Origin of the sequence: Archangium sp. (genome assembly GCF_036277355.1) — a bacterium.
Lineage (GTDB): Bacteria > Myxococcota > Myxococcia > Myxococcales > Myxococcaceae > Archangium.
Window position 1 is genome coordinate 1 of record NZ_DASUNC010000055.1, and the last position, 13,900, is coordinate 13,900.

The following is a 13,900-nucleotide window of genomic DNA, read 5'->3' on the forward strand; positions in this document are numbered from 1 at the left end:
GCGGGTGCGGATGTCCTCCACCATGCGCGGGTTGCCCAGGCGCGAGCCGAAGGGCAGCTTGTCCGTCAGCAACTCGTACAGCGTGACGCCGAAGGCCCACACCTCGTCGGCCACGCCCGGCTGGTAGCGCGCCTCCTCCTCCGGGTGCTCCTGGAGGAAGCGGTACGCCTCGGGGCTGGTGTACTCGGGCGTCCCCGGCGGCAGCCGCCTCATGCGCGGCAGCGTGGCGCGGCCCTCCAGGTGGCCCACTCCGAAGTCCACCCACACCGGCTTGCCGTCCGCTTCCCTCACCAGCAGGTTGTGCGGCTTGATGTCTCTGTGCAGCACGCCCTGGCGGTGCACCACCGCGAGCGCCCGTGCCGCCTCCCACATCAGCGTGGCACCCGTGCGCGCCGAGGGGTTGTGCTCCAGCGCATGGCCCAGCAGCGTCCGCCCCGGCACGTACTCCATGACGAGGTAGAAGTAGCCCTCCTCCGGGGTGGGCCAGCGCCCATGGCCCAGCACCCGCACCACGTTGGGGTGCTCCAGGTGGCGCAGGATGTCGAGCTCCAACTCCCCCGAGTGGCTCACCGGCAGGGAGCGGAAGAACTTGAGGACATAGGAGCGGCCCTCCCACTCGGCCAGGAACACGTGGCCCTGGCCGCCCTGGCCCAGCGGGCCCACCACCCGGTACTGGCCCACCCGCTCCCCGGGCTCGGGCAGTCTGTACACCCACGCTCTCTTCACTGGGGTTACCTCCGAAGTCCGGAGGCTAACATGACCCGTCGCCTCCTCCCGTGGCGCCACATCCGGCACGGGGGTTGGCCAGGACGGTGTCCGGACCTCTCACGCGCTCCGATCCGGAAACGGGAGGCACCTCCGCCCAGGTGTAGACGTCTACACTTGATGTGGTTTGGGGACCTATACCCCAGGCGTAGACGTCTACACCTGAAGCGCGGCCGGGGGGACGAAGGTTGGCGATTCACGGTTTCGGGGTGTCCCCGAGCGCGCGCGGCCCGGGTGTCCAACACCGTGCCCATCCGCCGCGACGGCCGCCCACCGGTGAACGGCCGCCCCTCGCACTATTGCTTGGGCGCCGGGGCGCTCATGCTAGGGTGGCGCACCCTTGGCTACCGACGATCTCACTCTCGTCAAGCGCGTCCGCGGCGGAGACCAGCGCGCCTTCAAGCTCCTCGTCGAGCGTTACCAACGCAAGGTGTATGCCGTCGCGCTGGGCATGCTGAAGGACAAGGAAGAGGCGATGGACGTCTCCCAGGAGGCGTTCGTCAAGGTCTACAAGTACCTCGACCACTTCAAGGGCGACTCCTCCTTCTACACCTGGCTCTACCGCATCACCGTCAACATCTGCATCGACGTGATGCGCCGCAAAGGTGCCTCCGGCGGCGAGACCGAGGAGTTCGACGAGTCCGTCGCCAACGACTTGTCCGAGGCCCGCATCGGCGCGCTCGGCAGCCGCCTGGGCACCAACCCCCAGAAGAGCGCCCTGCGCCGGGAATTGGCCGAGAAGATTCAAGAGGCCCTCGCCGCCGTCCCCGAGAAGCACCGCGCCATCCTCCTGCTGCGCGAAATCGAGGGCATGTCCTACGAGGACCTCTCCCGCACGCTCGACATTCCCAAGGGCACGGTGATGAGCCGCCTCTTCCACGCCCGGGCCAAGGTGCAGAAAATCCTCAGTGAATACCTGGAGTTGGACGAGGCGAAGAGCGGAGTGGGCAGTGAGTGAAAGGGGCTGGAATATCGGTGCCCCGCTCCCGTCCAACCCGCACGTCCCCCATTACGCCGGGTGAGGAACATGGCCGGAAATCCCGCGTGCGAGCGCTTCGTCCCACTGCTGTCCCCCTACATCGATGGGGAGCTGTCCCCCGCTGACCGCGTCAACGTGGAGCGCCACCTGGGCGCCTGCCGCGACTGCGCCGGCCGCGCCGCCGACCTGCGTGCCGAGTCCGCCCTGCTCCGGGTGGGCCTCGAAATGGCCGTGGACGAGGTGGACTTCAAGGACTTCACCCAGCGCGTCATGGCCCGGGTGACGCCCGAGCGTCCTCCCCTCCTGGAGCGGCTGCGCATCTCGCTCTCCGAGATGTTCCTCTACCACCGCACCGCCATGGTCTCCTCGCTGGCCACCGCCGCGGTGCTCGCCCTGGTGGTGATTCCCCTGGTGATGAACCAGAACGACGCCCCCCTGGGCTACGGCGCGGACCGCATGCGCGTGCGCGCCGTCCGGGCCTCCGAGGGGGCCAAGGTGGCCCCGGTGGTGCTCGAGTCCGATGATGGCAACACCATCATCTGGGTGGTGGACCAGGACACGGCTCCGGCGCACGATGGCTCGGCCACCGAGCCCAAGGCCGGCACCCCGCCGGACGAGCACGACGAGCTGGACGGCGAGCCGCTGAAGAAGGGCCCGGCCAAGCCCCAGCCCCCCAAGGGAGGAGAGCTATGAGGATGACGACGCGCATGCCGGGGGCCCTGCTGGCGCTGGCCCTGCTGGGGCTGTTCCTCCTGCCAGGCGCCGCGCTCGCCCAGGAGCAGAAGCTCAAGGTGGAGGTGGAGGTGGTGCTCGTCTCGCGCAATGGCTCCGAGGTGAGTCCGCCCCAGCTCCAGAAGATGAAGGAGACGTTCCAGCGTCAGAACTTCAACTTCACCTCCTTCAAGCGCCTGTCCCAGCAGTCCATCGAGGTGAGCAGCAAGGAGCCCACCGAGGTGAAGCTGCCCAACGGCGTCAACGCCTCGCTCAAGCTGCTGCGCATGCAGGGCGACACCGCCACCCTGCGCGTGGACGTGCCCCAGCTGTCCGCCGTGGACGTGGAGCTGGGCCGCGAGGGCGCCGTCTACCAGCGCGCCGGCAAGCACGTGGGCGGTGAGCTCATCCTCGTGCTCACCGCGCCGCCCGCGAAGTAGTCCCCCTCACCAACTGATGAGGTAGGTGCAGTCCATGCCGCCCTTCTGGCGGCACCCCAGCGGCGCGTGCTCCACGCGCACCCACATCGCGTCCTTCGGCCGGAAGCGCTCGCACAGCGCCTCGATGATTCCGTGGTCGAAGTTGCACGGGTAGGGGTTGTCGCAAATCATCCGCCCGCCGTGCGGCGCCGTCTCGAAGCGGTAGCCGCCGATGTTGCCGTTCTGCTGGCCCCGGTGGTTCATCTGGTAGGCCACGTTCAGCGAGCCCAGCGCCTGCTCCAGCGTGCGGATCTCCGGCGGGAACTTCGCGTGCTCCGGCACCTTCCGGCCCACCGCCCGCATCGTCACCGGGCCAATCTTCTGCTCGATGCTTCCGATGGCCGTCAGCGCGTTGCGCATGGGGTACCACCCCTGCGGCTCCAGCGCGGCAATGCCGTTCTCCGCGAGGATCTTCATCGCCCTGGACTTGAGCAGCTCCATTCCTCCGACCATCGCCATGATGGACTGGCCCAACACCTGGACTTCTGGGGGAATGACGCGGTTGTTCATGCTGGCTGGCTCCCGAGGAGGACTTCGTCTGAAACGACTGGGGGGCCACGAGTAGACGCCATTCCCGGCGGGGAGGGCAGGGGGGTCCCCCTCGGGGCCGCGCGCTCGCGTCGTCTTCTCGATAGAGGCGGTGTGCACCGCGTGAAAGAGGTGCGTGCGTCTCCGCGGGTGTCGGTTCCGGTCATTCGTTCCAGGGTGCTCCACCCCCCCTTTTGTAGAAATGCCAGTCCCGGACGGGGGGCTCGCGGCCCTCTCACCTTGTGGGAGTCCAGTGATTCCAGGGGGTTATGCATAGGCACGCGGGTTGCTCCAAGGGTTTCACGTCGGGCGGCGGCGTGGGGCGTCGGCAACGAGACAGGCAACCCAGACCAGAGGGAAGGGCGATCCATGGCGAAGACCCAGCGGGGTGGACAGGTGGCGAAGGTGGCGCGTCGGGTGAAGGGGACGGCGGGGCGTGCGGTGGCCAAGGCGAGCCGGCCGGTGCGCAAGGTGCAGGTGACGCTGGGGGATTTGATCGCCGCGGCCTTCGATGTGGCGGGTGAGACGACGGCGGCCGTGAAGCTGGTGTCGTCGCGGGCCATGACCGAGGCGACGGGCAAGCAGATCGTCTTCGTGGGTTGAGCGCGGGTTTCGGGCAGCGGCCCGCGTCCAGGGATGGAGCGGGGCGAGCCAGGGCGTGGAGCGGGTCGGGGCTGGGGTGGGAGGACGCGGGCCGCTTGCTTGATTTCCGAGAGGGCGAGCCGTGTACGCCTTCGACGTGCTGTCACCGGGCACCGGCCGTGAAGCGCGGTAGAGTGACGCGCCATGATTGGTGCCCTCGTTCTTGCCTCCGTGCTCCATCAGGCCCCCAGGGCCTTCGTCGAAAATCCCGCCGCGTCCGCGGATGATGGCATTCAATTCCAGGCCGCGCTCGAGGTGGGTGGACTGGCCCTGCCCTCGGGCACGGGTGCCAACCAGATGGACGGTTTCGCTGTCGCCTTTCCGCGCCTGGGCGTGAAGGGCGGCGATGAGTTCGAGTTCGAGCTGGGCGCGCCCCTGCGCCTGCGCTTCCTGGACCAAGCGCCCCAGCAGCTGGAGCAGGACCATGGCGGCCGACTGCGGCGCCAGGACTGGGACGAGCGCAGCGACTTCGCCCAGATTCTGCGCAACCTGCGCATCGGCCGGGACGATGGGCGCGTGCAGCTGCGCGCGGGCGGCTTCTCCACGTACTCGCTCGGCGGGGGCTGGCTGGTGAACCGCTACCACAACCGCCTCTCGCCGGACTACCACCCGGCGGGCGGCAACGCCGTGGCGTACCTCGGGCCCACGCGGGTGGAGCTCTTCGCGAGCGACGTGCTGGCCCTGCGCCTCTTCGCCGCCGAGGTGCGGTTGGACCTGGGCCGCGTGCTGAGCGACCAGGGCACGGCCTTCGACCGCTTCCTGCTGTCGGTGGACGCGGCGCATGACTTCGGCCAGGCGGGCGGCACGACGCCACCGCTGTCCGCGGCGAGCGTGGGCTTCCAGGCGGGCGTGCTGAAGAACGACAAGGTGCAGCTGTGGCTGCAGGCGGCGGCGGGGGCCCGGGCGGACACGCTCATCGAGTCGATTCCGGACTACGGCGTGGCCTTGGGCGTGGTGGTGCGCGGCCAGCCCAACGCGGCGGTGGACCTCACCGGCCGGTTGGAGGCGCGGCGCCAGGGCGGCCGCTTCCGCTTCGGCTTCTTCGGCGCGGGCTACGAGTTCGCGCGTTTCTCCGGCGTGGGCCTGAGCGAGCAGCCGCTGGCCGAGGAGCTGCTGCCGGGGACGTTCTCCGGCTACGGCGAGTTCGCGGCCTCGGTGAGCCCGGGCGGGCCGGAGGACCTGGAGCTGACGGCGAGCGCGTCCGGGGAATACTTCGTCAGCACGGGCCGCATCGACGCGGACGCCGTGCTCCAGGCGCACCTGCCGGGCGGCAAGACGGTGGCCGAGCTGCGCGTCATCCTCACGGACCTGATGATGCACCCGCGCTACTCGGCGGCGCTCGAGGTGCGCCACCGCTTCCTGCCCGCGGTGTACGGGCTCGTCACGGCGGGCCGGGAGCACTTCCCGCAGGCGGAAGGCCACCTGCGCCACGGCTTCACGGCGGGCCTGGGCGTGGGCGTGGACTTCCAGCGCTGAGGCCGTTACGGGAGTCTGAGGCGTGGGGAGGCGCCCCATGCAGGCTCCCGAGCTGCTTCAGGAATTGGTCGTTGTTTTCGGGGTGGCGGTGGTGGTGGTCCTGGCGCTCAGCCGGTTGCGACTTCCCACCATCGCCGGCCTCATCGCCGCGGGTGCGCTCATCGGCCCGAGTGGCCTCGGCTGGGTGGGCGACACCTGGCGGCTGGAGGCACTGGCGGACCTCGGCGTGGCGCTGCTGCTCTTCGGCATCGGGCTGGAGTTCTCGCTCGAGCGGCTGAGGCGGCTGTGGAAGGTGCTCACCCTGGGAGGAGGCCTCCAGGTGGTGCTCACCCTGGTGGCCGTGGTGGCGGTGGCCGCCGTGCTGGGTTTCTCCGCGCGCAAGGGCGTCTTCTTCGGCTTCCTGGTGGCGCTCTCCAGCACGGCCATCGTGCTGCGGGCGCTCGGCGAGCGGCAGGAGACGGACGCGCCCCACGGGCGCCTCATCGTCGGGGCGCTCATCTTTCAAGACTTGTGCGTGGTGCCGATGATGCTCGCCATTCCGCTGCTGGCGGGGCGGGAGGTGGGCGCGGCGTCCATCGCCTGGGTGCTGGCCCGGGCGGCGCTGCTGGTGGTGGCGACGCTGGTGCTCGGACGGGTGGCGGTGCCGCCGCTGCTCGAGGCGGTGGCGGGCACGCGGCGGCGCGAGCTCTTCCTGCTGGCGGTGCTGGGGCTGGGCGCGGGCGTGGCCTGGCTGTCCTCGCTGGCGGGGCTGTCCCTGTCGCTGGGGGCCTTCATGGCCGGGGTGGCGCTGGCGGACAGCGACTATGGCACCCAGGCGCTGGCGGACGTGCTGCCGCTGCGCGAGACGTTCGCCAGCCTCTTCTTCATCTCCATCGGCATGCTCTTCGACGTGCACGTCATCGTGGAGCACCCGGTGCTGGTGGCGGCGCTGCTGGTGGGGGTGCTGGTGGGCAAGTCGGTGCTCGGCGGGGTGGGGGCCCTGGTGATGCGCTTCCCCGTGCGGGTGGCGGTGCTGGCGGGCGTGGGGCTGGCGCAGATTGGCGAGTTCTCCTTCGTGCTGGCCAACGCGGGGCTGCGGGAGGGGCTGCTCAGCATGGAGGAGCGGAGCCTCTTCGTGTGCATGAGCGTCCTCACCATGGCGGTGACGCCGGTGGCGTTGAGCTTCGCGCCCCGGCTGGCGGCGGGCGTGGCGCACCTGCGGCCCCTGGAGGCGCTGTTCGGCGCGCATGGGCCGCACCGGCTGGAGCCCGAGCACGAGGCGCTCTCCCAGCACTTCATCGTCGCGGGGCTGGGCACCGCCGGGCGCATGGTGGTGCGGGCCTTGCGCGCCAGCAACCTGCCCCACGTGGTCATCGAGTTGGATCCCCACGTGGTGGCCGAGGCGCGGCGGCGCGGCGAGGTCATGTACTACGGCGACATCACCAGCCCGGAGATATTGGAGCGCGCGGGCATCCACCGGGCGCGGGCGCTGGTGCTGCTCATCAGTGACCCCGAGGGCTCGCAGCGGGCGGTGTCGGCCGCGCGGAGGCTGTCCCCGGACGTGCCCATCCTGGTGAAGGTGCCCCGGCTGCGGGACATCGGAGACCTGCACGAGCGGGGCGCGAACGACATCGTGGCCGGCGAGTTCGAGACGGCGCTGGAGGCGGTGACGCGGGTGCTGCACGCGGGCGGGGTGGCGGAGGAGGCCATGAACACGCTGCTGGCCGGGTTGCGCCACGAGGGCGTCCCCGAGCACGGCCCCGTCTCCGGGCCCCGGCGCATGCTGGGGACGATGGGCGGGCTGCGGCGGGGCACGGCCACCACGTGCTCGCACCTGGAGCAGCTCCGCCACGACGTGTTGCCCCGGACGTCGGGCTGCGAGGCCTGCCTGGCGCTGCACCTGCGCTGGCACAACCTGCGGATGTGCCTGACGTGCGGCCACGTGGGCTGCTGCGACGCGTCCTTCGGCCGGCACGCCATGAAGCACTACGAGGCCACGGGGCACCCGCTCATGCGCTCCTTCGAGCCCGGTGAGCACTGGGGCTGGTGCTACGTGGATGCCCTGGAGATCGACCCCAGGCCGCCGCCTCCTCCCGCGGAGCCCGCGCGGCCCGGGGTCCACGCGTCCTGACGGACGGGCCGGAGATGCTCGCTCGCTTGCTGGACCCGGACCGGCCCCATTGAAAAGATGGACGCTGGATGAGCATCCCGACGACGACCCCTCCGGCCTCCCCTCCGCATGCGCGCTGGCGGGCACTCGCCGCGCATGGGGGCGCCGCCGCGTTGATCCTCCTCCTGGTGCTCTACCTCTTCCACGAGGTGCTCTCGGACCTGGCCTTCCAGAGCTGGGAGACCTTCTGGCTGTATCTGCGCGTCCAGCAATACGCCGTGGAGCTCGCCGCCGGGCACTTCCCTCCGCGGGTGTTCCCGGACGCCGTGGCGGGAGGAGGCTCCGCGTTCCCCTTCTTCCACCCACCGCTCGCGTACTGGCTGTCCGCCTTCCTGGGCCTGTCGCTTGGCGACATGGTGGTGGGCGTCAACGTGTCCTTCCTGCTGGCGGTGCTGCTCTCCGGGTGGGCCATGTACGGCATGGGCATGGCCCTCACCGGCAGACGGTGGCTCGCCCTCATGGCGGCCGTCCTCTACGTCTCCCTGCCGTACCGCTTCGTGAGTGTGTTCGTCATCGGCGCGCTCGAGGAGTCCTGGACGTTCGTCTGGTACCCGCTCGTGCTCACCGGGGCCTGGTGGACGCTGTCGCGCGAGCGGCTGTCCTGGCTCCTTCCCCTGTCGGTGGCGGGGCTGCTGCTCACCCACGCGGTGATGGCCTTGTACTTCCTCGGCCTGGGCGCGCTGGTGCTGGGGGGCCTCGGCTCCCGGCTGGGCTGGCGCGACGCGGGGCGCGTGGCCGCGGGCGGGCTGCTGGGCGGGGTGCTGACGCTCTGGCACTTCCTCCCCGCGCGGCTCGCCCTGCCGGACGTGTGGGCGGGCGTGCCGGCGGTGATGCGGAGCCTGCCCGACTTCGTCCACGGCCACCGCGTCCAGCCGTGGCAGTGGTTCGACGAGCACCCCAACCGGTGGAATGGCATCTCCACCTTCGAATTCGACAGCATGTGCTTCTCCCTGGGGTCGGGCCAGTGGGTGGTGCTGGCGCTGGCGGCCGGGGCCCATGCCGTGGTGGCGAGGCGCGGCCTGGCGGTGGGGGACGCGCGGCTGACGGCGCTCGCGAAGGGCCTGGCCGTGCTGTGGGCCGGCTGTCTCCTCTTCATGGTGGCCCCGCTTCCCTTCGTGAGCGTGCTGCCCACGGCGTTCAGCGCCATCCAGTTCCCCTGGCGCCTGCTGGGCGTGACGGCGTTCCTCTCGCTCGCCGCCGCCGGGCTCTTCCTGGCCCGCGCGCCCATCAGCCCGCGCCTGGGCGCCATCATCACCGGGGCGACGGTGGTGCTCGCCCTGTCCACGCCGCCCTTCCTGCGCACCAACAGCCTGGTGGGGGATTGGGATGACGCGGCGATCAACCCGTGGACGCTGCGGCGCAATGGCTTCAGCGGGTTCACGGCCAACGGCGAGTACCTGCCTCGCACCCACCCCGTGGAGCAGTGGGTGGAGCGCGTGTCCGATTCACCGGTGCCGGGTGGAGGCATCCAGGTGCTCGAGGCGGAGCGCGACGGCTCGCGGTGGAGCGTGCGCGTGGATGCACCCCAGGGCGGTCCGCTCGTGCTGCCCGTGGTGGCCTATGACTTCTACCGCGCCACGGGGGACGGCGAGCGCGCCCTGGAGACCTTCTCCGAGCAGGGGCTGCTCGGGGTGCGGCTGCTTCCCGGTCAGTCTTCCTTCACCGTGGAGCCCGGGATGACGCCCGCCGGATGGGTGGGCACCTGGCTGGGCGTGGCGGCGCTGGGCGGGGTGCTCTTCCTGGCCCTCACAGGTCGACGCGCGCCCCCGGCGTGAACCCCGGCTCCTGGAGCGGGGCGGGCCGCGGCGGGGTATGCTGGGCGCGTCATGGACATCCTGGATTGGGGCTCGCCCGAGGTCATCGCCTTCTTCGTTTTCATGGCGGGTTCCCTCACCTATGGCTACTGGGCCGCGAAGAAGCAGGAGCTGCTCGATGAGAAACGGCAGGCCTCCTGGGCCAACATGGCCGGGCCGCTCGGACTGACGTACGAGAGGGGAGGCACCCTCTCCGGCGAGCTCGAGGGGCTGCCCGTGCGCATCTTCCGGGAGAAGGGCGAGCGCATGGGCGGGAGGAAGGAGAACGAGCACGTGTACGTGGGGCGGGTGGAAGTGCCCGGGAAGTTGCCCCGGCACTTCGTCGCCGCGCCGCGCAAGTGGACGGCATTGTTCGAGGGGGTGGGCACTCCCAACGTCTTCAAGGCGGGAGAGCCCGTGCTCGACAAGGCCCACATCTTCCAGTGCGCCTCGGTCGAGGCGGGCCAGAAGCTCCTCCAGGACCCGGACGTCCAGCAGGCACTCCACGAGCTCGTGAACCCCGAGAGCGTGAGCTTCGTGCAGGGTAACCACGTGGGCCTCGCGTATGAGACCGCCGCCTTCGTGGAGGATGCCGGCAAGGTCCGGCGCAACCTGGAGTTGCTGGTGCGCGCGGCGCACGCGTTCGCGAAGGCCCGGGAGCGGCTCCTGCTCGCCGCCTGAAGGGCGAGCCCGGAGCTCCGTGCTTCAGCGGCCGAACAGGCCCTTGCGCTTCTGGGGCGCCCGGTCCTGCTGCGCCATCTTCGCCAGCCGCTGCCCGAGGAGGCGGCTCATCTCCAGCGCCACCGTGGGGTTGGCCATCACCATCCCCTGGAAGTCGTCGCGGCCCACGGCGGCCAGCTCGCACGCCGTGGCGGCCCTGGCGCTCGTGGCACGCGGCTCTCCGGTGAGCAGGGCGATTCGTCGTTGAGCGGCGCGAGGAAGTCCACCTTGCGCAGCATCTCCGCCAGCGGCGTGTCGCTCTGGCGCTTGGCCTCGGCGGTGAGGTACTCCACGGCCCGGGCCAGCTCGGCGCGGCGCGCCACGAGGATGATGGTGTGGCCCGCGCGTAGCACCGTGTTCTACCAAACTGATCTAGTGTAGATAGCAATGTAGAGTCAGAACTCGACTTTGGGCTACTTCAGGCACGATATGTGGCACCGGAGAGGACAGTGGCAGCGCGATTTTCAAGACAGATGTTCTATGACGTCGCCAATCGACGTTTCGCGGAGGCCAGAATCTTGCTTGAGGCGCCACTTGCTTGGGAACGAGTTATAGAAGAGGTACCGCCTCTACGCATTTGGCACTGCGATGGTGCTGTGACGTACGCCCTGCTAGCCGTGGAATGTGCCTTAAAAGCAACGCTGCTTCACGGGCATGGCGCAAATGACCAGACTGGGCTGCCTTTAGGCGTATCTGAAGACCTATTTGATAGTAGCCGGGGGCACTCAGTTCTTGTGCTCTGGGATAGACAGGCTGCGAGAGTCAAGAGTACGGCCGACAGGGTGCTTACAGAGTCGATTTATAAGCTTGGTGGTCTAGACCCGTATCAGCACCGCTATGGTGGAAAACGACCAGAAGCGAAGCATGCCCAGCCGTTTGTGAAGTGCTGCGAAGTTGTCGTGATTTGGATGAAAAAGGTGTTTGAATCATGAGTAAAGTTCGCCCGACTGGCTTCCCTACTGCGTCTATTTCCGAATTGCGGAAGATTCTGTCCGAGGGGATGCAGCCTTCTCGGATGCGTATCAGGCGTACTTTTGATGGAACAATAGACCTCAGGATTCTCGCTGATGTGCTTGATGGTGTTGATGATCCAGAAAGTCACGTGAGAGAGGTGTTGGCGGAGGCGGGGTTCGAACTTCCTGAAAGAACATTGATGTTTTTGAAAGCTCCTGCCGACATTGAGCCGGAGGAGGCGAATCTTGTCTTTTCCCCGGAACCAGTTGGTACCCCCACTTGGGGAGATGCTCTTCTTAGGGAGCCCGAAGAGGAAGTTGTAGATGACCGCGGTTTTGAATGCAAAGTGGTGGCGTTCTGGGGTTTGAAAGGTGGAGTTGGGCGCTCAACTGCGCTCGCTCATGTGTCATCACTACTTGGGCGTCGAATGAAGGTATTGGCGCTTGACTTGGATCTTGATTCTCCTGGTCTCGTTGCGACTTTGTCAGACGACCTGTCTCCGGATGGACGGCCAAGATTTGAGAAACTTGTCAAGGCTGCTGGGGATGGGGATGAGTCTTCAGACGAAAAGCTTGAAGAAATGATCGCTCAAGCACTGCGTCGCGGAAAAGACGTAAACTCCCGTGTGGATGTGCTTGGACCACTTCTGGCTGATGCAGAATTCGTGCAAGCATTGTTAGGTCCGCTTGCGCCGGCCTCGCTGTACCGCGGAGGGCAGCCTGCCCTCCGGCGCCTCCTGAGAGTTGCAATTCGAGCTAGCGAAGCTGAAATCGTTCTTGTTGATACACGTTCTGGGTATTGCGACGAATCTGCCATGACAGTGCTAGATCTGGCGGATGAGGTCGCTTTCTTTGCTTCGCCAGCGCCAAGTACGTTCATGTCTATGGAGCCGGCGATTTATGCTTTGGAGCGGAATCGACGAGCGCTTGGCAGACCAAAGCTTGTGCATGTAGTGGCTGGCATGATGCCTGCTGGCGAGGATGCTCGGCGTCGTATTCATGACGAGCTTCGGGTGGTTATGGAGCACTCTCGTGCAGGGGTCAACGAGGATCTTGAGACAGCCGCGGATGGTGAGTTGCCTCCCGATATTGAAATACTCCCAATAGATTATGCCTCCCGCATTGTTGAGAATGAGGGACGGTTGATTCCTGGGGCAGTTGAGGGTTATCGAGAACTCGCAGAGCGGCTTGTTCCTGTTGATGTTTCCGCGCCAATTCTTGCGCCAGAGCCTGGATGGGTGCGGGAGGTCTTGCGCGAAGCGGATATCCCGGTTGCACAAGCGGAGAATGAGGAGAACTTCGAAAAGCTGGCGGATCTTTTTACCAGCACACGTGATCTGCATGATTTTGTGCGACACGAGGTGTGCTTGGTCCTTGGTGCTAAGGGAACTGGTAAGAGTTACCTAAGACGTATGTGCCTTGAGCACAAAGATACTCTTACTCGCCGCAGTGGAACTAAGGCACTAGAGAATACCATATTTGTTGATGGGTATTCTCAGCTTACGCCGGGCAGCACTAGTATGCCTCCTATCACTCGGGATGTGCTGAGAGAGCTTGACCGCATCAAGGGGCGTGATTGGAGTCATATGTGGTCGGCGCTTGCTCTTGGGCGAGCAATTGCGCGCATGCGCTCTTCTGGTATGGAGATTGAAATTTTGCGCGAAAGTAAGCGTAAGGTTTCGCTTGAGCGGCTAGTCGAGTCAACATCTGCTCAGTCGGTACGGGATGCCGTAAAAAAGCTTGTTCAGGAACCATTGGTTCTTGATGAGATGTGGGAGTCGATAGATAGAACATGCAGTCGGGCAGGGAAGACTTTGACTTTGTTGTTCGATGATCTGGATGTCGCGCTCGGAGAGTCCATGCGAGACATTCGCCGTCGATCAGACATGATCGAGGGGTTGCTCGATCGAACCAATGTTTCTTGGGTGAGTCGACGACATTTGGCTGCGAAGGTTTTCCTGCGCGAAGATATCTTCCGCTCTCTCAACGTCGAAGAAGAGGCAAAGTACGCGACTCGGAGAGTCGTACTCAACTGGGCTCCAGAGGAAATCTGGCGTCTTGTTGTGAGAGCGATGGCTGTTGCATCTCCTCGATTTACTAAGCGATTGGCTGGTATGGGAATCGATCGCGAGCGACTTGAGGAATGCACGGAGCAACAGCGTCTTGGTGCTCTTGCGTTGATTTGGGGAAATCGAATGGGAGAGGGCGAGAGCAACACTCGCTCAACGGCCTGGGTTTGGGGACGTCTCCATGATGGTGCGAATCGCATGTTCCCGCGAGCCGCCTTGTGGCTTTTGCGGTTTGCTCTTGAGCAGCGAAGAAAGAGAAGCCTTGATGACAAACTTCCTCTCTTGGACCCGCCTGCGCTTCGTGCTGCAATCCCGCTGGTGGCAACTGAGAGATTGGCCGAATTGAAAAAGGAATGTGCTCCTGATGAGCGGCGTCGTATTGATTTGCTCAGGGGGTTCGATTCTTACCAGGACGAGGTTAAGTTCTTGCGTGCGTTGAAGGGTGCCGGTGAGAGCGATCCTGGTGAGGCGCTTAAGAGCTTCAAGACGCTTGGTATTGTTGAGGCAGGCTCGCGACGCAATGGCACTCCTACCGTAAGAATTGTAGACCTTTATGCCTTTGCGCCTGAACTCGAAATTAATAGGCTTGGACGCCGTTAGGAATATGTCCTGGTAGGGTAAGGCCTGCAATGCTGC

Annotated in this window: 12 protein-coding genes; 9 read left to right on the forward strand and 3 right to left on the reverse strand. The window is 66.5% G+C overall.

The window, feature by feature from the left end; genetic code table 11:
• On the reverse strand, positions 1-711 hold a 711-nt coding region (locus VFZ09_RS14460), incomplete at its 3' end, for a serine/threonine-protein kinase (RefSeq protein WP_329728149.1).
• Positions 712-1,105: 394 nt separating this feature from the next.
• On the opposite strand from VFZ09_RS14460, the gene VFZ09_RS14465 reads away from it, so the two are divergent.
• The 3 genes from VFZ09_RS14465 to VFZ09_RS14475 all read left to right on the forward strand — a co-directional run bounded on the left by VFZ09_RS14465 (position 1,106) and on the right by VFZ09_RS14475 (position 2,895).
• Positions 1,106-1,723, forward strand: coding sequence for an RNA polymerase sigma factor (locus VFZ09_RS14465; RefSeq protein ID WP_047860775.1), 618 nt, complete (start codon positions 1,106-1,108; stop codon positions 1,721-1,723).
• Positions 1,724-1,792: 69 nt separating this feature from the next.
• Positions 1,793-2,437: an anti-sigma factor family protein gene (locus VFZ09_RS14470; RefSeq protein ID WP_329728150.1), complete on the forward strand. Its 645-nt coding sequence runs from the start codon at positions 1,793-1,795 to the stop codon at positions 2,435-2,437.
• A 2-nt stretch (positions 2,438-2,439) separates the two neighbouring features.
• Positions 2,440-2,895 (forward strand): hypothetical protein, encoded by a 456-nt coding sequence (locus VFZ09_RS14475; protein WP_329728151.1) that lies wholly within the window; start codon positions 2,440-2,442, stop codon positions 2,893-2,895.
• Positions 2,896-2,901: 6 nt separating this feature from the next.
• Here VFZ09_RS14475 and VFZ09_RS14480 read toward each other — a convergent pair whose 3' ends face one another.
• Positions 2,902-3,444 carry a hypothetical protein gene (locus VFZ09_RS14480; RefSeq protein WP_329728152.1) on the reverse strand — a complete coding sequence of 181 codons (543 nt, stop codon included), beginning with the start codon at positions 3,442-3,444 and terminating at the stop codon, positions 2,902-2,904.
• Positions 3,445-3,831: 387 nt separating this feature from the next.
• On the opposite strand from VFZ09_RS14480, the gene VFZ09_RS14485 reads away from it, so the two are divergent.
• From VFZ09_RS14485 to VFZ09_RS14505, 5 genes are all read left to right on the forward strand, one after another.
• A complete protein-coding gene (locus tag VFZ09_RS14485) occupies positions 3,832-4,065 on the forward strand; it encodes a chaperonin (protein WP_329728153.1) in 234 nt (77 codons plus the stop codon).
• A 183-nt stretch (positions 4,066-4,248) separates the two neighbouring features.
• A complete protein-coding gene (locus VFZ09_RS14490; protein WP_329728154.1) occupies positions 4,249-5,580 on the forward strand; it encodes a hypothetical protein in 1,332 nt (443 codons plus the stop codon).
• A 37-nt stretch (positions 5,581-5,617) separates the two neighbouring features.
• Positions 5,618-7,690 carry a cation:proton antiporter gene (locus tag VFZ09_RS14495; RefSeq protein WP_329728155.1) on the forward strand — a complete coding sequence of 691 codons (2,073 nt, stop codon included), beginning with the start codon at positions 5,618-5,620 and terminating at the stop codon, positions 7,688-7,690.
• Between the two features lie 68 nt (positions 7,691-7,758).
• Positions 7,759-9,504 carry a hypothetical protein gene (locus VFZ09_RS14500; protein WP_329728156.1) on the forward strand — a complete coding sequence of 582 codons (1,746 nt, stop codon included), beginning with the start codon at positions 7,759-7,761 and terminating at the stop codon, positions 9,502-9,504.
• A 51-nt stretch (positions 9,505-9,555) separates the two neighbouring features.
• On the forward strand, positions 9,556-10,203 hold the full coding sequence (locus VFZ09_RS14505; RefSeq protein ID WP_329728157.1) for a hypothetical protein: 648 nt from the start codon (positions 9,556-9,558) through the stop codon (positions 10,201-10,203).
• Between the two features lie 137 nt (positions 10,204-10,340).
• On the opposite strand, the gene VFZ09_RS14510 is transcribed toward VFZ09_RS14505, so the two are convergent.
• Positions 10,341-10,595: a hypothetical protein gene (locus tag VFZ09_RS14510; protein ID WP_329728158.1), complete on the reverse strand. Its 255-nt coding sequence runs from the start codon at positions 10,593-10,595 to the stop codon at positions 10,341-10,343.
• A 575-nt stretch (positions 10,596-11,170) separates the two neighbouring features.
• Between VFZ09_RS14510 and VFZ09_RS14515 the strand changes: the two genes are divergently transcribed.
• Entirely contained in the window at positions 11,171-13,864 is a 2,694-nt protein-coding gene (locus VFZ09_RS14515; protein WP_329728159.1) for a P-loop ATPase, Sll1717 family, read from the forward strand.
• The last annotated feature ends 36 nt before the right edge of the window (positions 13,865-13,900 follow it).